Source organism: Paenibacillus paridis (assembly GCF_006345825.1).
In the GTDB taxonomy this organism is placed as follows: domain Bacteria; phylum Bacillota; class Bacilli; order Paenibacillales; family Paenibacillaceae; genus Pristimantibacillus; species Pristimantibacillus paridis.
In genome coordinates this window covers 1-20,584 of the sequence record NZ_VCIX01000036.1, presented here as the reverse complement: position 1 = coordinate 20,584, position 20,584 = coordinate 1, and the positions used below count along the sequence as shown (strand labels likewise).

Below are 20,584 nucleotides of genomic sequence, written 5' to 3'. Positions count from 1 at the left end.
TTGTTCAGTTTTCAAAGAGCAATCTATTCTTTCGTTCGTGTTGCTTGTTTTCCTTGTCGTCCGCGTGTTTCTCTCGGCCGGAATTAGAATATACCATGTATCCGCCTATAAGGTCAAGCGTTTTTTGAAATATTTTAAAATATAATGTTTGACCCTGTCGATTCCTGACCCAAAAAGCCTATTTTCCTTGCAGTTCCCGCCACACCTTTTTGTTGCTGTATTGACGCTCAGTACTAATATCCTTGCCGAACCATTCCGGTGCCATAAACGAATTTGCCGCCTCTTCCGAATCAAATTCAACCTCAAGGACAGACAACTCAATCTGATCATACGTGTCAATCTCGATAATGCCGCCCTGCCATTCTGCAGTTACCCGGTTTTTAGTCAGCGGGATAAAGCCAAACGCTTTGACAATCTGCTCATATATTCCCTCTGATATCGCATATTCAATCTCTTCACGGGACAAACCGTTGCCAAGCTTGAACGTATGCGTGTAGCTAACCTCGCCGCTGGCAAGATCAACAATGCGGCGCACGCGCAGCTCCTGGTTCTCATCCATGGCCAAATAGGTTTGTTCGATTCTGTGCTCCGAGATCACTTTCAGCTCTGCTTCTTCTATTAAAGCGACTGGAAACTCAGGGAGCAAAAACTTACGTTCAATTTCCAAAGACATAACTAAACAGCTCCTTCGTATCTATTCCTCATCCAAAAACAATTCGTGCAGCATACTTTCCCTGTTGTTGATAAATCGTTTCATGAGCATGTAATGATCGGTATCCTCCAAGGTGGTTCGCTCAATTCCCTCGGCAGTCAAATTATAAATCACCGCATCGGGATAAGCCATTAAAATCGGGGAATGAGTGGCGATAATAAATTGCGAGCGCTGCCCGACCAGCTGATGGATGCGACTGAGCATAGCCATCTGGCGAAAAGGAGAAAGAGCCGCCTCCGGCTCATCCATCATATAAAGGCCGTTTCCGTTAAACCGGTGAAGGAACGTTGCGAAAAACGATTCTCCGTGTGATTGCTGGTGGAGCGACTTGCCGCCATACGAATCAATAATGCGGCCGCCTCCGCCGTCTTCACGGTCCAATTGATCAATATTCGTCGCCAAATTGTAATAGCTTTCCGCCCGAAAGAAAAAGCCGTCCCTCGGTTTGTAGGCGCTGCGAGCTAAGCGCAAATAACGATGTAGCTCGGAATGGGTGGCCTCCGTCGAAAAATTGAAATTAATTGTTCCACCCTCCGGATTAAAACCAAGCCCAACCGCGATGGCTTCCATTAACGTAGATTTCCCCATGCCGTTCTCGCCGACGATGTACGTGACTTTCGGATGAAACGCCAGTTCATCAAACTTCCGAATTGCATTCAAATGAAAGGGATACTCATCGAAAGTCGGAACGGTTTCCCGCAACAGCTTCACGCTCCGCAAATAAAGACCTTGCTCATTCTGTCTCATCCGCACGCCCCCGTCCCGATTATTCTCGCTCTACTCTAGCTTTTCTTTGACTCGTTAACCGCAGCATTTCTTGAATTTCTTCCCGCTTCCGCAAGGACAAGGATCGTTACGTCCTATCTTCTTCTTCGATTGCAGATCGATAACATCCGCTTGCACTGGGCGGCTCACGTTATGATTGAGAACCAAGCTCGCCCTCTCCCGCTTCGCGGACAGCTCTTCCGGAGAGTAACCTTTAATTAGCCACTGCTTCGTGCTATTCATAAGAGGAACAACTAAATTCGTAAGCTCAGCAAGCACCTGCTCGTTAGGAATTTCGATAAAATCCTGCATCACTTCCAAAACCGCAGCCAGCGATTGACCATTTTTGGTGGCATCTACACATTCCTCCGCCATCAATTCCGCTTCTTCTCGATCGATTTCATAACGCTCCAGCACATACCGGCACAGCTTCATGAATTGGCTGGTCCGCTCGACATAGTCAGGCTCTCCTGCCTTCAGAAGCTGCTGCTTCGTAAATGGGCAAAAATCAAGATCATGCCTGCGCGTTTGTTCAGCAATAATCTCCTGCGGATTTTCTGACCAAACATTTGAGACGGTCATGTCCTCATTGACAATAACCTTCTCATAATAAAATTGAGCATCAACAATGATATTCATGAGATCATAAGCAGCAAGAGGGTGATCTTCCTCTGTAATCATGAAGGATTTAAGCTTATCAACCGTAAGCGCTCCATAATAGAAAACCAAACCCTGCGACAATTGAATCCACTCTGTGTTGCGGTTGATAATGGGATGATCCCTAAATAGGTCTTCCACCTGAAGATAAGCTAACAGCTCGGTAGGCATGAGCAAGACGTGTTTGCCATCAACAGTTGCCGGAAAAAGAATACCGTGCTCGCGGAAATAGTCATACTGCTGCAGCTCCAGCACCGGCTTGTCCCAAATGCCGCCGCTTTTCACCATCCGCTGCAAGAGCTTTATTCTGTTCTGATCAAAAAAGCGAGTAACCTCGGCCAGGTGCGCCGGTATTTTCTCAGACAGCTTCTCCACAAGGCCCTGCTTATTCAGTGAGCTAAGGTTGCTAATTTGCAAATTCGTACGAATATTAGTGAGCTGCTGCTTCGAGAGTGTTCCCAATGCCTCCGAATACGAAAGGGGGAAGGTAAGCTGCGGCCAAAATTTATCCAAGGCTTTATCCTGCATTGTTGTCATCATAATCTCCTAAATCTTCATCGTATTTCAATCTTTTCTATCAATTATAACGCTATTCCCAAAAGATATGCAGGTTCAAAGATAACAAAATTCGACGTTGGAATCAAACAAAATCGTTTTTCAACCTCATAGGTTAGCCCAAAAGCACTCGCTTTTCACCAGAACATTGGTTCTTTTTGCACAAGCAAGAGATTGCTTAGCCCAATAAAAAAGAGACGGTATCCAGGAGGCATGATTCACTCTCGGAGACAGTCTCTTTCACAAGTTGTATTCATCGTTTTTCCACGCTTTTGGCGCTAAACAGCGAATTCAGCTGCTCTAGCATATTGCCGCCGCCAGTCAGTGATATCGTGCCGATCTTCTCACAAATTTTCTCTACAAACTCCAGCTCCTTCAGACGATACAGCGTCACATTATCATCCATCAGCTTCGCCGTATTCAAAAGGCTCCTTGTCGAAGCCGTTTCCTCGCGGCGCATGATCAGATTGGCTTGCGCCTTCTTCTCCGCCAGAAGCACCGTATTCAGAATATCCTTGATATCGCCCGGCAAAATGATGTCCTTCAAACCCGCTGATATAAACTCCACGCCGTAATGCTCCTTTTGCTCATTCAGGCGAGTCAGCACGAATTGGGCAATTTCCTGCTTCATCCTCAGCAAATCATCAAGCTTCAGCGTACCGACATACTCGCGCAAAATCAGCTGCAGCAAAATATAAACCTGCTCCTCGAACGATTTGATCTGAAAGGCCTTGAGCGGATTAATCACCTTATATTGGCATACAAAGTTGAGCCGCAGCGTCACCTTATCCTCCGTCATGATTTCTTGACCCGTCATGTCGAGCTGAAGCTGCCGCAGGTCGATCGTCTTCAACTGCACGCTCGTCGGGCCTTTCCAGAAATAATAACGGCCAGGTCTAAGCTCACGCTGAAGCATGTTATTGTAAAACAACAGGCCTGTTTCATAACTAGCCACTTCGAGCACCTGCGTATAGGCCTGCAGCTTCGCGAGCAGCGAGCGGTCAATTTCTGCTGGAATCTCCGGATTTCGAATATCGACCCGAATAAACGTATGTTTTTTCATCACATTCCAGAAGGCATATAGCCCGGCCGTGAGCAGCGAGTGGAATTTGCCGTCCTCAAAATGCAGCACATACTCATAATCCTGCACGTCTGCGATCGTAAGCTCCTCTGCCAGCTGGGAATCCTGTAGAAACAGGTTCAGCTCCTTATTGGGAACAGCAAAACGCTTGGCTACATTTTGCAAAATAACGCTATCGTCCGTAAAAGCCAGATGGCGGTAAACTCCAGGCTGCAAAAGCTTAATATAGCTGCCTTTTTTGAAAAGCAGACCGCGCTCGTCGTTTTTGATGATGACTTTTTTAAACATGGGTAAACACCTCTTTACGGTTTTGGTGACCGGTGTAACAGGAGATCTCCTGCGGCTAGGCCGGAATCTGGCTTAAGAAAGAAGGTGAGCGGCTTTGCAACTTCGTCATTCAATGCCTCAATTAAATGCAACTTCCATTCGATTGCAAGCAATGTCTGCCTTCATTGTAAGAGGCCGCCCGCTCCCATCGGTATCCGCCGATTGCATAGGCATCACTGCAGTGAACGCTTCAAAAGCCGTTCGGAGACCTCCTGTTGCAGGTCTGTAGCTGCTTCAAGTTTGTTCTCCTTTGGAGGGAGTCATCGTTACTCTACCAGAGAGTTATCGCGGATTAGGCGATAGCCACGGGATTCGAACCCATAATTGTGGAGATCCTGTCGATATGAATCGTACAGCATACAAGCGCATAGCATGCGCGAGCACTGCGGGACTCTATCAAATCCCTGCCAAGGTACGCCATTCGCACATGAACCTCATCTATTATTGAAATGATCTTTAATAGCGGAAGGATATCTAAATGCCTTTAATTGCAGCCATCGGCTTGCATTTGGCGACGACAGCCGCAAGTGAAGCGCCAACGACGCTGTCGATAATCTGATCGACATCCTTGTAGGCCTGCGGGCATTCGTCAAGAATCGTCTGCAGCGACTGGTGGTTGACTACAATTTCGTCGTCCGTGCCGACCTTCAAGGATTGCTCGAACTCATCAATCGTAATCAGCTGCTTCGTTGCTTTCCGCGATCTGACCCGCCCTGCTCCGTGGCAAATGGAATAGAAGTTTTTTAAGCCTTCCTCTTTCCCCACCATAATATAGGAGGAAGTTCCCATCGAGCCTGGAATAAGGGCGGGATGCCCCGTCTCCTTATAGGCAGGCGTGTTCAAAAAATGGCCGGGCGGAAGCGCGCGCGTCGCTCCTTTGCGATGAACGAGCATCGGCTGGTTGCGGTGAAATTCCTTCAGGGCATAATTGTGCATCAGGTCATAAAGAACAGGAAGCTCCTGCTCCGCTCCGAATACATCCCGGAAGGCTTCGCGAACACCGTAGGCAATCATATGCCGATTGCTTACCGCAAAGTTGAGCGCGGAGTACATCAGATTCAAATAGGTTTGCCCTTCCTGACTTGCAATGGGAGCATAAATCAAGCTTGGGTCGGGATTGCTCACGCCCCACTGCTCCATCGCTTCCTTGATCGCCTTGTTGTGCTCGCGGCCGACCATCCCGCCCCATGAACGTGAGCCAGAATGAATCATAACGATGACCTGCCCATCGAACAAGCCCCATTTTGCAGCCAATTCCGCATACTCCTCATTGATCTCCAAATATTGAATTTCAATAAAGTGGTTCCCGCTACCGAGCGAACCTAGCTGTCCCCGAGCATATTTTAATATTTTCGGAGGCAGGTGGTTCAAGTAAGTCTCGTCAAAAGCAAAATGGGATTGCTCCACATGGGTCAGCCACTGCTCATCAGGCACATATTTTGCAGGCAGCCCCTTCAAACCGTGCCGCACGACGCTCATGACGTCAATGTCTTCATAATTCGTATTCGTACGTTCATTCGTCGGCACGTATTTCTCAATTGCTGTAATCAACGCTCTCCGCACGGCCTTGTCTTGAATATCACGTTTATGGAGCGAAGTCGTATGGACCCGCATCCCGCACCCGATATCCGAACCAACGATCGAAGGGGATACGCAGCCATCCTTCATTCGCCATACCGCCGTCGTTCCAATGCACGTTCCGATGCCCACATGGGCATCAGGGGTATAGCTCATATATTGATTCCGAGGAATTTGCAAATTATGGTCAGCCATTTCAAATACATTATCGCCAAAGGTGGCAAAGATCTCATCGTTAGCAAATACATGAAGCCTACCATGCTTCAGCTCCATCTCGTGGTGATTATCACCGTGTTTCTTGTGCTTCATCAGCATTGTAAAACCTCCCATGCTTCTTCTTCAGTCGTCGCGGCTTGCTGCCGCTCTACGAGTTCTATCTTCTCTTATTTGGCAGCTGCCGAACATGGCGAAAGTATTACGACTAAGGAAAATTTTCCTTTTTGCCCAAATCCTCTTTTATCCTGATAAGATAGAATGACAATACCGTTTGGAAACGGGGGACACACGGATATGGCAAGAGAAAGCTTCGATAAGGAAATCCAGTTTTTGCGCATGCTCGCCTTAACGAGCGGTGCATATAATCGGCAGCAGTATGCCGAGCGGCTCGGCATTTCCGTACATACCTTCGATAAAACGATCAAGCGTCTGAAAGAAGTGGTGAGTGCTGTCCATCAACAGCTCCCGGAAGACAAAGGGAAGGAATTCGCCCAAACGATGCGTTACAGCTACATGGACTCCAGCGACCCGATGCTACTTTTTCTTTTCCGGGCCAAATCGCTTAAGGAATCGGAGAGCCAGCGTCTTTCGCTGCTGCTTGCCGCTATGCAGGATAAGGCTTTGACGGCAATGGAACTGCTTGACCTGTGCTGCGGCAGCATGCCCGCTGACCTTTCGCTTCCAGACGAGAAGACCATTCGAGGCGATCTGAAATATTTGGAGCAGGTTGGCGTCATCAAAAAAGAAACAGGAGCGCGTCCCTTCCGCTACCGGATCCATAATGAAATGGTTCGAGAGCTCTCTCATGAAGAGCTTCTGGATTTATATGATTTTGTAGATATGATGGCCAGTACCCAGGTCCCTTCCGTACAAGGCTATTTGCTCCGAGATGGACTTAAGAAGCATATGGCAAGGCAGCAAGAAGCAGATCGTTCAGCAGCTCCCTTCTTATATAAATACAACTACTACTCCCGTATATTGGATGAGGCTCATCTCTTTACGCTGCTTGGTTCCATTCGGCAACGCCGGATGGTTAGTTTTCTCTACTTTTCGCCCAAGAAGGATACGAGCTACGCATCCAAAAACACAAATCCGCTATTCGAGCGCGAGACCGAAGGCATGCAGGAGACCATGCTGCCGATAAAGGTTATCTACGATCACCAATATGGGCGCTGGTATTTGCTAGGCCATCATCCCGGTGGAGCGATCAGGAAATATCGAATCGAAGGCTTAACCCAAATAACCTTAGGCAATGAAGTAGCCGCAGAGCTGTTTGAGACTAGAAAGCTTGAGCTTGAGCAGCGTATTCAGCATAGCTGGCTTATTGATACGGGTAAGCCCGTTAAGGTTCGCGTTCGTTTCTTCCATCCTGGCCTGGGCATTCCAGATTTCGTTAGGGAACGCGTGCTGCTGCAAGGGCAATGGGGTGAAATTGTAGAGGAGGAAGAAAACTCCTTTGTCTATGAAATCGAGGTTAACGGTACGATTGAAATTAAGCCTTGGATCCGAAGCTTCGGCTCTAGCTGCGAGGTGCTGGCACCTGAGAAGCTGAGGCAAGAAATGATTGCCGAGTGGAAGGAGATCAGAGCTTATTATGAATCCATTTGAGAAAATATTTAATTATCAAATTCTGTCCCGACTAGAGGATTCCGGCACCTTTATGATTACGACGCATGAGCGCGGATGGCTGAAGACGATGCTGGAGCATCCGGCGGCCGCCGAAGCCTTTTTGCCGGAAACGCTCGGCCGGCTTCAGCTTATGGTAGAACAAGACCAAACGATAGACCGAGACGGACTGCTTCACAAAGCTGCCAGCAAGGAATCCCATGTCTATCATCCCTATATCCGCCCTTTAAGAAAGGCGATATCAGGAAAGCAGCTGCTCCAGTTGAGCTTTAGCATGAAAGACGGACGAATCTCCCTGAAGCAGGACTGTTTTCCATATAAGCTCGAATATTCCATGGTGAAACGGGAGTGGTATTTGCTCTGGTACCATATCCGCAATCGGATGTTAATGAGCACCAAGCTGCGGAAGATTACAGAAATGGAGCCTCAAGCCCATACGGCTGAGGACTATGAATGGCTGGCATCCAAGGCTGCTACCCTGCTCAAAAAACGCAGCTCCAGCGCTACCATACGTGTTGTGCCAGCCTATAACGGGGAGCTGTCACGCATCCTTTATGCTTTCTCTTGCTTTGAGAAAGAAGTAAGCTTCGATGAGGAGTCTGGCGAGTATACGATTCGTTTGTTTTTCTCTGGCGGCGATATTGAATATGTCCTCTCTAAAACCCGTTTTCTGGGAAAACGTGTGCGTGTCATGGAGAGCGAGCATATGCGTCGCCGTATGCTGGAATCTGCAACGAAGGCACTGGGACGCTATGGGCAAGAATCCGTCTAGTGCCCGCAGGCGGAGCCTTCTATCTCCATAGCGGTTAAACTCACTTTTTGACGAAAAATTTTATTTGTAATTATTATAATTTGATATTGATTTTCCGAAGGAACACGATAACATATTAGGTGAAGGGCAAGCATACAAAATAGATGAGGTGAATCTATTATGAGTACAGAGAAGAACAAGCTTACGACCAGTTCAGGTGCTCCCGTTGGGGATAACCAAAACTCGATGACAGCCGGATCACGCGGCCCTACGTTAATCCAAGATGTGCATCTGCTGGAGAAGCTGGCGCACTTCAACCGGGAGCGTGTTCCCGAACGCGTCGTTCATGCCAAAGGCGCAGGCGCACATGGCTACTTCCAAGTTACGCATGATGTCACGTCTTACACCAAAGCAGATTTTTTGTCCGAAGTAGGCAAACGCACCCCTATGTTCATTCGTTTCTCCACGGTAGCCGGCGAGCTTGGATCAGCCGATACGGTCCGCGACCCGCGCGGCTTCGCTGTGAAGTTCTACACCGAGGAAGGCAATTACGATTTAGTCGGCAACAACACGCCTGTATTTTTCATTCGCGATGCCATTAAGTTCCCTGATTTCATCCATACGCAAAAACGCCATCCCCAAACCCATTTAAAAAACCCGAACGCGGTATGGGACTTCTGGTCCTTGTCGCCGGAATCGCTCCACCAGGTAACCATTCTTATGTCGGATCGCGGCATTCCCGCTACCTTTAGACATATGCATGGTTTCGGAAGCCATACCTTCAAATGGGTCAATGGCGATGGGCACGCGGTATGGGTCAAATACCATTTCAAAACCGAACAAGGGGTCCAGAACATTTCCAACGAGGTTGCTGCCAAAATCGCCGGAGAAAATCCCGATTATCACACCGAGGATTTATTCAACGCCATCTCGGAGGGCAATTTTCCAGCATGGAGGCTGTATGTGCAAATTATGCCGGTCGAGGATGCGAATACATATCGCTTCGATCCCTTCGATGTAACGAAGGTCTGGTCACAAAAGGATTACCCGCTTATTGAGGTTGGCCGCATGGTGCTCGACCGAAATCCGGACAACTATTTTGCCGAGGTGGAGCAAGCGACGTTCTCTCCCGGCTCCTTCGTTCCCGGCATCGAAGCGTCACCGGACAAAATGCTGCAAGGCCGCTTATTTGCCTATGCGGATGCCCATCGCTACCGCGTGGGCGCCAATCACAGCCAACTGCCGATCAACCGCCCTGCCGCTCCGGTGAACAATCATCAGCGTGACGGCCAAATGCGTGCGGATGGCAATGGCGGAGCATCCATCTATTACGAGCCGAACAGCTACGGCGGACCAACAGAATCGCCTGAACACAAGGCGTCTCCATTCGATGTAACCGGCCATGCGGACAGCGTCGGTTACGATCATCACGACCACTATACGCAAGCCGGTGATCTGTATCGCCTGATTAGCGATGAGGAACGCGCTCGCTTGATCGATACGATTGTTGGCGCTATGAAGCCCGTTGAGAAGGATGAGATCAAGCTTCGTCAAATTAGCCACTTCTATAAAGCAGACCCCGATTATGGGCAGCGGGTTGCCGAAGGGCTAGGTTTGTCCATCACTCAGGAGCTATAAAGGGACTTATTCTCTTATCTTGCTTATTGCTTTACAAGCTTACGCAAAACCGCAAAGGGGACGGCTCCAGGAGCCGTCCCCTTCTCTATGGCTTGATTTACTGAAACGGATAAATCCAAAAACGTTCGGTTCCGTAACGAGCTTGAATCTCCTCGTCCTCCAATGGTTTGTTTCCCATTAATTCAGCCGCTTGGAACTGTGAGCGATGCGCCTGGATCGAGGCTATTTTTTGCTGCAAAAAATGTTTAACATCATTGATGAGCATAGGCTTGCCGATCACCTGCTGATGGTTTTTGGAGAAAGCGACACAATAAACGATTGGCCTTTCCTCTTTAGGGAGCCTTCCAATTGTGCGAACCACAGCTTCTCCGCAAGCATCATGATCGGGATGGACACTATAACCTGGATAAAAGGTATAGACGATCGACGGCTTCAGCTCATCTATCAAACTTAGAATTTCACCGTCCAGCCGGTCCTGATCCTCGAATTCAAGCGTTTTATCGTGAAAGCCCAGCATCCTGAGATCTTGAATGCCGATGGCATGGCAAGACTCTTCCAATTCGATTTTGCGAATAGCTGGCAGCGTTACCCGATTGGCAAACGGCGGTATCCCCATATTCCGGCCCATTTCCCCAAGCGTCAAGCAGGCGTAGGTGACATATGCGCCATCCTGAATATGCTTGGCGAGCGTTCCCGATACCGTAAAGGCCTCATCGTCCGGATGCGGCAGAATGACCAATATATGTTGTCCCATTGCTTCGTTCCTCTCCTCTCCCATTAGAAGGGCACCCGGCTCAACTGCAGCGAAACAATCAGCTTTCCTTGGCCATCATGTCCCGCGAGAAGCAGCCGATCCGTTTCAGTCTCTTCCCAGTGGGTAAGCCCCTCGGAATAAATCCAACCCTGTTCCATCTTCAAACCGACCCGAAAAGGTCCGCTCCCTGCTATAGACCCATGCGAATAACGAATCGCAGCATTCGTAATGAAATTAGCGGCTGGATGCTTCGAGCTATCGAGATGGGCAGCATAAGCCCCCGTTGTCATTTCAAGATGAATATACAGATCCTCATCCTTGAAACCATCTATCATCTGCTGTACCACTTGTTGATTTATTAGCTGCAAGGCTATCCCTCCCCTTATATCAGCGCTACTCTATCGTTACTGATATTGAGATTATTTTAACACACTTATCCTTAAACAAATAATGTATCTCTTGTAGTGGAAGCTGCCGAATGAAGACAGTTAAATGTCACCTCAATCATATAAAGCCTCGTTCTCCTGAATAAGGAAAAATACCTAAATTAGAGTAGTTCCACAGAACTAGCTTGTCTTGGATATATATGCTATACTAGCTTTCAAATTTATAGTGGGTGAACAAGCTGAGCTTTATTCTAGGAGGTGACAATCGTAAAGCAGCTGTATTCCTCTCACTCAAACCTTATACAAACCTATCCCAAAGACTGCAGGAGGCCATCATGCGAAATTTATCGATCAGCAAAAAACTACTTTCCGGATTCATATCCGTACTCCTTTTATTAGTAATCATTATGTCTATCACATTAATGCAGCTGTTGTCTCTTGATCGTACATATTCAGAATTGATAGAAGATCGAACGGCGAAGATGCTGCAAATTAAAGATATGGTCATTGCAGTAAAATCCGAGCAGGTAGCCCTTCAGGTGTATACCCAGCTAGGCGATGAAACATCATTTAATGCGGTAACCGCCTCTCATAATAACTATGTGCAAAAAAGCAAGGAGCTGGGTGCTACCATATCTACGCCTACCATGATTGAATCGCTTAAGCAAGCGGATCAAGTCGAGGATGATTATTTTAAGCTTGCGGAACAAACTATGGAATTGAAAAAGCAAAATAAAGCAACGGAAATTAACTCTATTTTAACGAATCAAGGACGTACGCTCATCGCACGTTTCGAGAGCCTTTTAACTGAAATGGAAACTTATCAGCAGCAGCTATTGGAGGCAGGAAATGCAAACGCAAGCAAACAGGCCGACGAGGTTGCAAATCTAGTTATCATCCTTGGCGTTATTGCCCTTGCTTTAGGGGTAGGCATCGCTTTAGTAATGGGACGCCTCATTACTAGGCCCCTTGTCGAAGTGACCAAGGCCGCCGAAAAAATTGCAAGCGGAGATCTAACGGGCAAACCGATGATGATGAAAAACAACGACGAGATTGGCATGTTGGCCAGCTCATTTAATATGATGTCCAACAATCTGAGATCGCTTATTCGTCAGGTAAGCAAAAACGCGGAGCATGTAGCCTCTTCTTCCGAGGAATTAAGCGCCAGCGCAGAGCAAACCTCAACGGCGACCGAGCAAATCGCAACGACGATTCAAGAAGTCGCGACAGGTGTAGATCTGCAGGTTCAGCTCACGCACGGCAGTCTCCAAACCATTAACGAATTATCAATCGGATTCCAGCAAATCGCCAAAAACACGCAAACCTCATCCAGCAAGGCTGCTGAGGCGGCAGAAAAAGCTTTGTCGGGTAACGAATCCATCCAAACAGCCATCACCCAAATGGGCTCCATTAACGAAACAGTCACCGGGTTATCCGATGTCATCGAGGAGCTAAATGGGCAATCCAATGAAATCAATCAAATTGTTGGAGTCATAACGGAGCTAGCCGCACAAACGAACCTACTTTCTCTCAATGCGGCAATTGAGGCCGCAAGGGCCGGCGAACACGGCCGCGGCTTTGAGGTGGTCGCTTCAGAGGTTCGCAAGCTCTCTGCGCAATCTGCTCAGTCCGCCCAGCAAATTACGGGGCTCATCTCTTCGATCCAGCTTGGTATGAGCAGAGCCGTTCATTCGATGGAAGCTGTAACGAGAGAGGTGCATGCCGGCATCGGCGTTGTCCATACGGCCGGCCAGTCCTTTGAATATATTCAACATGCCGTCCATGATGTCGCCATTGAATCCGAGGAGGTTTCAGCAGCGGTTCAGGAAATGACAGCAGGCGTCGATGAAATGACCAGCGCGATGAAGACCATCTCCGAGGTAACCGAGAACTCTGCCGCAGGCACGGAGCAGGTAACCGCCTCTACCCAAGAGCAGTTGTCCTCTATGGAAGAAATCAGCGCCGCTTCCAGCTCGCTGGCCAAGATGGCCGAAGATTTGCAGCTTACGGTAAGCCGTTTCAAAGTGAGCTAATGGCCGTGCTCTCATGGAGCTGAAGCTTGAAACGCCCAGCTCCTACATGTGAACCATTTTGTGGTATACTGCTAAAATAATAAACAGCAGGAGGATTCCGCGATGAAAATTTATGTCATTCAATCGTTTAATGAAGATGGACTGGAAAATGTATATGTAGGTGACGACGAGGAAAAAGCATTATCGCTCAAAGCTGCCGACTTTGAACATTGCGATGCGCTGTTCGTCGAGATTTGGGAGGATGGCGAGAAAACCGATGACTTCCGTCTTGTTGAATCACCTGAGGATGAAGATGAGGAAGCTGATAGCGAAACAGATGGCGAAAGCAGCTTAGTAAAAGAATAGGTAGCCTTGCAACCTTTTGTCGAACACTGTCGTCTAGTGTTCGACTTTTATTTTTTAAGGAGCGACTTACATCATGAACTTGAAGAAATCCTTTTCCAAAATGGCCGTACTCGCGCTAACCTTGGCCCTCTTGGCCGCGGGCTGCAGCGACTCCGACAAAAACGCCGCAAGCGGCAGCAACAATGAAGGCACTAACTCCAATGAGAGCGCAGCAACCGATCAGCCAACCGTAAACCCCACAACAGATGAACCACTCGCTACGGAACAGCCAGAGGTTGATAGCGTAACCAGTGAACCATCCGCTACTACAGCGCCTACAGAGAGCGATGAAGCTGCAAAGGACAACGAGTCATCGGCAGTAAAGCCTGCTGCGACTGCCAAACCAACAAGTAAGCCAGCAGCAACAGCTAAGCCTGCCGCTACAGCCAAGCCTGTAGTAACAGCTAAGCCGACACAAAAACCGACACAAAAGCCAACTCAGAAACCAACGCAAAAGCCTAGCGCTACAGCTAAACCAACTGAAAAACCGGCAGCTGCCATTAAAGCAGCCGATATTTCCGATAAAATCATAGCTGACGTCGAATTGCCGCGGCTGATTTCGGTTGAAGGCGAACGCATTAAGGATGTCTATGGCCTTGATGCGGACAGCCTCCTATCGGATGCGGTATTCTTGCAAGCTATGATGAACACAAAAGCGACGGAGCTCGTTATCGTAAAGCTGAAAGACAGCAAAAGTTATGATACGGTAGCCGAGGCTTTAGAAGCTCGTGCTGCAAGCATTCAGAAAACATTCGAAACTTATTTGCAGGATCAGTATGAGGATGCCAAAAACTACAAAATCGTTCGCAGCGGCAACTATGTTATGTTAGCGATCTCCAACGATCAAGATAAAGTGGTTGAAATCTTTAACAGCTTCTTTAAATAAATGCTTTACAAGCAAACCTGGCCGCCATCGGTCAGGTTTTTTTTGTAAATATGAAACATTTGTGCCCTCTTAATCGTGTTAGGGGTGAAGGAGTCGGTGCTTATGCCCCATGAGGCCATACAATCAAATAATGATTTGACAGCACTCGTCCACCGTCATGCCGATCTGATGATGCGCGTTGCTTACACTTATCTGAAAAATACCGCTGACGCCCAGGATGTCTGTCAGGAAGTCTTTATCAAGCTAGCTAAGCGTCCAGTAGCGTTCACTCAAGCCGACCATGAGAAAGCTTGGGTCATACGGGTCACGATCAATGCATGCAAGGATTTGCTGCGAAGCCCGTGGAAAAAACTCTTCTCCCCCATCGGTGAGCCCGTTTGTTCAATCCAGCATACCGACAATCAGGAAGTAGTTGCCTGCGTGCTCGAACTGCCCGCTAAATACCGGATCGTTATTTATCTCTATTACTATGAAGGCTACAGCACTGCAGAAATCGCCGGACTGCTGAAGCGAAACGAAAATACCGTTAGAACCCAGCTTAAACGAGCAAGAGAACTGCTAAAAGCCTGCATGATTGGAGGATTTGCGAATGAATAGATACCGGGAAGGCATGCATGAGATCAAAGCTAACGAAGAAATGAAGCAACAATTCATTGAACAAACCCAGCTGCGGCTTTCTACGGGCAATTCAAAGATTATGCTTTCCATGAAAACAGCCGCCTTAACGGCAGCTGCGTGTGTCATCCTTGTAATGACAGTCCTGTTCCTCTCCCCTTCTCAAACACGCATTCAGCCTAAACCGTTTTCCGGCTTCATCATTACCGCCTATGCGGCAGACGGGACTGCGTTACCATTGAAACCGAACGTTCAGCTTCCCCTTGGACAATACAGCCCGCTTATGAGCAGCGTACCGGGGCTTCCGATTACGATTGCGTCAGATGAAGCGGATGACATTGTCGTTGCGGTAAGTGAAGGCAGCCTATCGTTATGGTCACCTTCCGACTCCAAGGTGCATCCAAAAGGAAAACAGCTGCATGCCCAACCTGGCATCACCGTCTATTGGTCGCCTAGTGTTGAAGAGAACACAAAATTATTAACAGGGAAAAGCAGCGTTTCCATCATCGCCTATAGAAACAAAACAGAAATCGGTCGCCGAACCGTTGAGATCCAGGCTGCTAACCATTCTTTTTACAACGGCATGCTCAGAGAAGACTAGCTGGAGGAATAGCCTTTCAACTGCTTTATGATTCTATATCTGGCTCCCGAGCGAAGCAAAGCCGTAACCGCGGCACATTCGAGCAAGGTCACCAGTAATAAAATAAAATCTTGGCCGACGGTCATGCTCTCCGCGCTCCAGCCAAATAGCAGGCTATTGATGTGGATGAATAAAACATGCCCAAAAAAAGTAACGAAACTGAACAAGCTAATGACTTTATGATACTTTTGAACGGAGGAGCCCTTGATCCGCAATATGCCATAAAAGAGGAGGAGGGTATTCGGAAGCATGCTGAAGGAGAGCTTATATTCCCTGGACCAATCGCTGAATCCAAACAGTAGGAGCGTCTCAACAGCTGTGAGTATAATAGCCGCCATAACAAGTCGCTTGACTTTGATCTGCATCAAATGCTCCTCATATTTAGCGAGAAAAGCCCCGGCAATGACAAAGGTAAGGCCAAAACCGATATACCGTGTGGCAAACGTAGAGGCATACTCTAGATAAATCGGATCAATGGCAGGCAAATTGGTAGCTTCGCTGCCCATGACTCTTGATAAACTGCCGGATACAAACTGAATGCTTACAAAACCGCCAAGCGCCAAGCCTACAGCGAGTCTCGTCTGTTCGGTTCGAAAAAGGACGTAAGCGATTAGCAAGCCAAATACGAGCGGCGGAATAAACCAAAATTGAATAAACGGCCCATTCAGAAAAAAGGCCATAAACATGATTTTGGCTTGCACAAGCAAATTTCCTGCAGACAGTCCCTCGTTCACCAAACTAGGCATGATATGCTGCGCAGCAAAAATAAAACAGAAAAAACAATAGATGAAGAACAGGCGTTTAAAATATCGATGCATATAGTCGCGGGAGCTTGCGGCATGTGTCCACCCCTTGTAAGCGAGAAAACCCGCAATGACGTAGAAACCAGGCACGACCACTCGGGTTGCAAGAGCCGTAAACTGAACTAGCCTCTGGCCGGGAATAAGCTCCAGATACCGCAGCAGCATAATGTGGGCGACTAGCACGAGCAAAGCCCCAGCCAGCTTAAATATCGTAATTCCGGGATAATATTTACGCATGTTTCCGAAGTTCTCCTATACCGCTCATTACGAGCGATTTGATCTCCGCGATAGAAATTTTCCCTGTCGGCGAAAGCGGAAATACGGGTAGAAATACGTAATAACGCGGCAATTTAAAAGCGGACATATGCGGAGCTAAATCAGCTTTTAGCTTGTCGGATGTCAGGCTCGTTCCCTGCTTCGCTACAATGCAGGCGCAAACCTGTTCCCCGTAGAGATCATCCGGCACGCCAATGACAAGCGCTTCATCCACATCATGATGACGAAGCAGCACATTTTCAATTTCAACGGGCGAGATCTTCTCTCCGCCGCGGATAATAAGTCGGTGCAGCCTGCCGGTTATCGTTAAATTTCTTCGATCATCCAGAAAACCCAAGTCCCCCGATTTGTACCAGCCGTCAGAGGTAATGCTAGCCTTATCCTGTACCTCGTTCGTATAACGCATCACACGGTAGCTCCGAATGGCGATTTCGCCATGCTCATGAGGAGGCAGCGTCTCCCCTGTCTCCGGATTTAAGATTTTCACCTCGACAAGCTTATCCACCTTACCGCCAATGCTATAGGAGCCTTTCTCAAATTCCTTGTAGTGAATAAGTCCGCTAAGCAAATTCGTATGCCTCAGTATTCGGTAAAGCAAAAGCAGAATGATATTGCTCTTGCGATGAATGAAGCAGGTTCCGTTTGCGACAGCACCGGCTTCCGAGGAGCCATAGCTAACCATAAAGAAATAGAGCTTCAGGCTCTTCATAATTTTTTGCAAAATCGTATTGTTGACCGCGGCGGACGTAAAGGCCACACCCAGCAGCGAATTTAAATTAAACTCCTTCCGGCTAGGAGAAGTGAGCATTTGCTGCACCATAAAGGGTGTACCAATGAGCACTCTGCATCTTTCTTTCTCCACCGTGGCCAGCGCATTCAGCGGATTAAAGTGACTCAGCATCACAATACGGATATTGCATGCCTTCAAGCTGGTAAACAATGTGGCAAAACCGCCTAAATGATATAACGGGAGAAGGTTCATAATTGAAAAATAGCGGGTAATTTTATCACAGATTCGTAGTAGCATCGTATTGCTTTTCCCTTGCTCCTCCTTTTGGCTTCCTGATAATAAGAATGATGCCGTAGAACGCAGCACTCCTTTCGGCACGCCGAGCGTACCTGAGGTGTACAGCAAAATGAGCGGGTCCTTCGGCATGTTGGCTTCATAGGCGGCTGTAAATCGTTGCTCAGTCATTTCTAGCCCAAGCACAGCCAGTTCAGAATAGGATCGAAAGGGAGCCGTATTGCGGGGGGCATCCTCGAGCAAAAAGATATGGGCAGGCAACCAATCCGCCAATATGCCATCCATGGTATTTTCTGCGATAATCTCTTTCAGCACGGCAGGATATTGAATATGCTGTCCTTCTGAACCCATAATCAACAGCTCAGGACGGGCATCCTTCAAATAATTTTGAAGCTCTATTTTCTTGGAGTAGGTATTAAGCGGAACAATAATAGCACCGACGCATGCCGCAGCAAACATGGAAACGACCATTTCCATTCTGCCGGGCATAAGCAAAGCTATACGATCGCCTTTTTTGATACCCAGCTGGAGATAGCCTTTGGCTGCTCGGCGAACCTCTTCCCAAAGCCTGAGCCATGAATAATGCTGGTCAGCAGCCGGAAAGCTATAGGCGACATCATGTGGACATTGAGCTGCCCTAGCTTGAATCAAAAAAGGAATCGTATCCTTATTCATCCTACCATTGTTTTTCATCTGTATGACCCCCGCAATGTATTCTTCATAACGAACTAAAAAAACGATAAATTCTAATGTATTTTATTGAAAACTAGATGATTACGTCTAATATAGCATTTATACAGTTCTTTATAAAGAACATTTTTCACAAAAAAAATGCTGCATTGAGAAATCGGCTCTCTCTGCAGCATTTTAATTATTTAGATGAAACCGTTGCTGTAATTGGTTTAGCGTTTGCTTTTTCTTTGCTAGCCATCGGTTCCGCACCCTTCGGGCGCTTGATTTTGCCAACGAACAAGCTGAGTGGCAGTGCGACAACGGCAACTAAAGTTGCAACTACATAGACATCATTAACACTCATTGTAAATGACATCATCTCGATATGAAGCTTATCCACATCTCCTGCTTTCATAAAGTCAGTCGCATGTGTAATCGATCTCGATGCCAGCATCGTCGTAAAGATCGCAATGGCGAAGGAGCCAAATACGTTCCGCGTCCAGTTCGTTATGGCCGATGCATGACCGGAAAGCTCAGCAGGAATTTGTTCCATGGCCGCGTTGCTTGATGGCATAACCACCAGCGCGATGCCGATATTACGAACGATCATCCACCAGATGACATAGGCATGCGAAACGTCGATGCTTAACCAGCTGAGTGCCAGTGTCCCAATTGTAAGGAGCGCAATGCCGCCCGACATCAGCCAGCGCGGTCCGATAACGCCATATAGCTTGCCGACAACCGGCATCAATAGTGCCATCGCAAGCGATGCTGGAAGCAGAATCATCCCAGTATCCATTGCAGAGACATGCTGGATGCGCTGCAAGAATACCGGCGTAAGCAGCGTACCGGAATACAAGCTGATGGTAATAATATTAGAGATAATCGCATTTAAGGTAAAACGGCGATTCTTAAATACCCGCAAATTAAGCAGCGGCGTTTCCGCTGTCAGCTCGCGCCAGATGAACAATAATAAAGAAACGACGCCGAGCGCGAATAAGGAAATGATTTTCCAAGAGCCCCAGCCCCAGCTGTGGCCTTGGCCCAGCGCAAGCAGCAAGGACGAACTGCTGATCACAACGGTCAAGAATCCAAGCCCATCGAAGCTCTTCGGTACGTTTAAGCGATAGAAGGGAATATACGCGTAGACAAACCAGATCGCAATCAGCCCGATCGGAATGTTCATCCAGAACAGCCAATGCCAGCTGAGATTTTCCAAAATCCATCCGCTGATCGTTGGTCCAAAGGCTGGCGCAAGCATTGCGGACAAGCCCCAGAATGCCACAGCCATCGCTTGGCGTTCCCTTGGAATCACTTGATAAATAATAGACATCGTAGCCGGTATGATCAATCCGCTGAATGCGCCTTGCAGCACGCGGAAAGCAATCAGTGAGCCTTCGCTCCAAGCCGTAGCACATAACACCGATGCTAGGGTGAAGCCGATTAAGGAGAACAGGTAAAGGCGCTTGTAGCTAAATCTCTCGCCCAAATAGCCGGCAATCGGCGCCGTTGTTCCCATTGCAAGCATAAAACCGGTTAACGTCCACTGCACAGAGCTTAACGTCGTGTCAAAATGGTCCGTCAAAATCTCGAGCGCCAAATTAATCGTTGCCGACGCCAATACGCATAAAAAGGAACCGATAAAAATAGCAACCATGATAGGCCAGAAACGCACCTTCTGAACTTCTTCTTGATTCATTTGTTTCTCCCACACCCTCTATAAATACTTTACAGCTTAACTATTATATTTTAGTTCTAAACTAATTTCAATGGTAACTCTCAATCATTTAAAAGATCTATACATGTAAGCGGATACTTCTCTATCTGATCGGTAAAAGCCTCGCTTCATACCCCTATAAACAAAAAAAAGCATTGTTCTCGATGAACAATGGCTTCTGAAAATCGTATGGTGGAGGATGACGGNATGGTGGAGGATGACGGGATCGAACCGCCGACCCTCTGCTTGTAAGGCAGATGCTCTCCCAGCTGAGCTAATCCTCCATGGAAACAATAAAACCCACCTTACGTGGGCTGGCTTTGCCTGCGGGCAAGCCAAGCGTTTGCACGCTGAAAACTGGATACGAAAGATCAGGCTTGCTGAAGCCTTGTATAGCTGCTGTCTACCGGATGTATGGGTCACAGTAAACGTGTTTAGGATAAGCCCTCGACCGATTAGTATTCGTCAGCTCCACACATTGCTGTGCT

Annotated in this window: 18 protein-coding genes and 1 tRNA gene; 8 read left to right on the top strand and 11 right to left on the bottom strand. The window is 47.8% G+C overall.

Translation table 11 applies throughout. The annotated features are described in order from the left end of the window. Nucleotides 1-178: 178 nt before the first annotated feature. The 5 genes from FJQ58_RS00470 to FJQ58_RS00450 all read right to left on the bottom strand — a co-directional run bounded on the left by FJQ58_RS00470 (nucleotide 179) and on the right by FJQ58_RS00450 (nucleotide 5,984). Complete coding sequence (locus FJQ58_RS00470; RefSeq protein ID WP_139990498.1) at nucleotides 179-673, bottom strand: CYTH domain-containing protein; 495 nt, start codon at nucleotides 671-673, stop codon at nucleotides 179-181. 21 nt (nucleotides 674-694) lie between these two features. Next, a complete protein-coding gene (locus FJQ58_RS00465) occupies nucleotides 695-1,459 on the bottom strand; it encodes an AAA family ATPase (protein ID WP_139990497.1) in 765 nt (254 codons plus the stop codon). Nucleotides 1,460-1,513: 54 nt separating this feature from the next. Beyond that, nucleotides 1,514-2,671 carry a YecA family protein gene (locus FJQ58_RS00460; RefSeq protein ID WP_162341218.1) on the bottom strand — a complete coding sequence of 386 codons (1,158 nt, stop codon included), beginning with the start codon at nucleotides 2,669-2,671 and terminating at the stop codon, nucleotides 1,514-1,516. A gap of 271 nt (nucleotides 2,672-2,942) precedes the next feature. Continuing rightward, the gene (locus tag FJQ58_RS00455; RefSeq protein WP_139990495.1) at nucleotides 2,943-4,058 is read right to left on the bottom strand and encodes a slipin family protein; all 1,116 of its coding nucleotides are present in this window, start codon (nucleotides 4,056-4,058) and stop codon (nucleotides 2,943-2,945) included. Nucleotides 4,059-4,571: 513 nt separating this feature from the next. Continuing rightward, nucleotides 4,572-5,984: an RtcB family protein gene (locus FJQ58_RS00450; RefSeq protein WP_420799802.1), complete on the bottom strand. Its 1,413-nt coding sequence runs from the start codon at nucleotides 5,982-5,984 to the stop codon at nucleotides 4,572-4,574. Between the two features lie 201 nt (nucleotides 5,985-6,185). On the opposite strand from FJQ58_RS00450, the gene FJQ58_RS00445 reads away from it, so the two are divergent. The 3 genes from FJQ58_RS00445 to katA all read left to right on the top strand — a co-directional run bounded on the left by FJQ58_RS00445 (nucleotide 6,186) and on the right by katA (nucleotide 9,906). Continuing rightward, nucleotides 6,186-7,499, top strand: coding sequence for a helix-turn-helix transcriptional regulator (locus FJQ58_RS00445; protein WP_139990493.1), 1,314 nt, complete (start codon nucleotides 6,186-6,188; stop codon nucleotides 7,497-7,499). Beyond that, a complete protein-coding gene (locus tag FJQ58_RS00440) occupies nucleotides 7,486-8,289 on the top strand; it encodes a WYL domain-containing protein (protein WP_139990492.1) in 804 nt (267 codons plus the stop codon). Before FJQ58_RS00445 ends, FJQ58_RS00440 begins: the two co-directional genes overlap by 14 nt. A gap of 159 nt (nucleotides 8,290-8,448) precedes the next feature. Further along, the gene (gene katA, locus FJQ58_RS00435) at nucleotides 8,449-9,906 is read left to right on the top strand and encodes a catalase KatA (RefSeq protein ID WP_139990491.1); all 1,458 of its coding nucleotides are present in this window, start codon (nucleotides 8,449-8,451) and stop codon (nucleotides 9,904-9,906) included. 97 nt (nucleotides 9,907-10,003) lie between these two features. On the opposite strand, the gene bshB2 is transcribed toward katA, so the two are convergent. Beyond that, nucleotides 10,004-10,660: a bacillithiol biosynthesis deacetylase BshB2 gene (gene bshB2 / locus FJQ58_RS00430; RefSeq protein WP_139990490.1), complete on the bottom strand. Its 657-nt coding sequence runs from the start codon at nucleotides 10,658-10,660 to the stop codon at nucleotides 10,004-10,006. A 23-nt stretch (nucleotides 10,661-10,683) separates the two neighbouring features. Then, nucleotides 10,684-11,028 carry a YojF family protein gene (locus tag FJQ58_RS00425; protein WP_139990489.1) on the bottom strand — a complete coding sequence of 115 codons (345 nt, stop codon included), beginning with the start codon at nucleotides 11,026-11,028 and terminating at the stop codon, nucleotides 10,684-10,686. 353 nt (nucleotides 11,029-11,381) lie between these two features. Here FJQ58_RS00425 and FJQ58_RS00420 point away from each other — a divergent pair, with 353 nt between their 5' ends. The 5 genes from FJQ58_RS00420 to FJQ58_RS00400 all read left to right on the top strand — a co-directional run bounded on the left by FJQ58_RS00420 (nucleotide 11,382) and on the right by FJQ58_RS00400 (nucleotide 15,565). Then, entirely contained in the window at nucleotides 11,382-13,079 is a 1,698-nt protein-coding gene (locus tag FJQ58_RS00420; RefSeq protein WP_139990488.1) for a methyl-accepting chemotaxis protein, read from the top strand. Between the two features lie 102 nt (nucleotides 13,080-13,181). Further along, the gene (locus FJQ58_RS00415) at nucleotides 13,182-13,424 is read left to right on the top strand and encodes a hypothetical protein (RefSeq protein ID WP_139990487.1); all 243 of its coding nucleotides are present in this window, start codon (nucleotides 13,182-13,184) and stop codon (nucleotides 13,422-13,424) included. Between the two features lie 73 nt (nucleotides 13,425-13,497). Next, nucleotides 13,498-14,349, top strand: coding sequence for a DUF4358 domain-containing protein (locus FJQ58_RS00410; protein ID WP_139990486.1), 852 nt, complete (start codon nucleotides 13,498-13,500; stop codon nucleotides 14,347-14,349). A gap of 102 nt (nucleotides 14,350-14,451) precedes the next feature. Further along, a complete protein-coding gene (locus FJQ58_RS00405; RefSeq protein WP_139990485.1) occupies nucleotides 14,452-14,946 on the top strand; it encodes a sigma-70 family RNA polymerase sigma factor in 495 nt (164 codons plus the stop codon). Continuing rightward, the gene (locus FJQ58_RS00400; RefSeq protein ID WP_139990484.1) at nucleotides 14,939-15,565 is read left to right on the top strand and encodes a hypothetical protein; all 627 of its coding nucleotides are present in this window, start codon (nucleotides 14,939-14,941) and stop codon (nucleotides 15,563-15,565) included. The genes FJQ58_RS00405 and FJQ58_RS00400 overlap by 8 nt, the downstream gene beginning before the upstream one ends. Here FJQ58_RS00400 and FJQ58_RS00395 read toward each other — a convergent pair. The 4 genes from FJQ58_RS00395 to FJQ58_RS00380 all read right to left on the bottom strand — a co-directional run bounded on the left by FJQ58_RS00395 (nucleotide 15,562) and on the right by FJQ58_RS00380 (nucleotide 20,380). After that, nucleotides 15,562-16,644 carry an acyltransferase gene (locus FJQ58_RS00395; RefSeq protein WP_139990483.1) on the bottom strand — a complete coding sequence of 361 codons (1,083 nt, stop codon included), beginning with the start codon at nucleotides 16,642-16,644 and terminating at the stop codon, nucleotides 15,562-15,564. The two genes, FJQ58_RS00400 and FJQ58_RS00395, sit on opposite strands and share 4 nt — an antisense overlap. Beyond that, nucleotides 16,637-18,400 (bottom strand): class I adenylate-forming enzyme family protein, encoded by a 1,764-nt coding sequence (locus FJQ58_RS00390; RefSeq protein WP_139990482.1) that lies wholly within the window; start codon nucleotides 18,398-18,400, stop codon nucleotides 16,637-16,639. Before FJQ58_RS00390 ends, FJQ58_RS00395 begins: the two co-directional genes overlap by 8 nt. 178 nt (nucleotides 18,401-18,578) lie before the next feature. Next, entirely contained in the window at nucleotides 18,579-20,078 is a 1,500-nt protein-coding gene (locus FJQ58_RS00385; protein ID WP_139990481.1) for a DHA2 family efflux MFS transporter permease subunit, read from the bottom strand. Nucleotides 20,079-20,304: 226 nt separating this feature from the next. Then, nucleotides 20,305-20,380, bottom strand: a tRNA-Val gene (locus FJQ58_RS00380). Nucleotides 20,381-20,584: the final 204 nt, after the last annotated feature.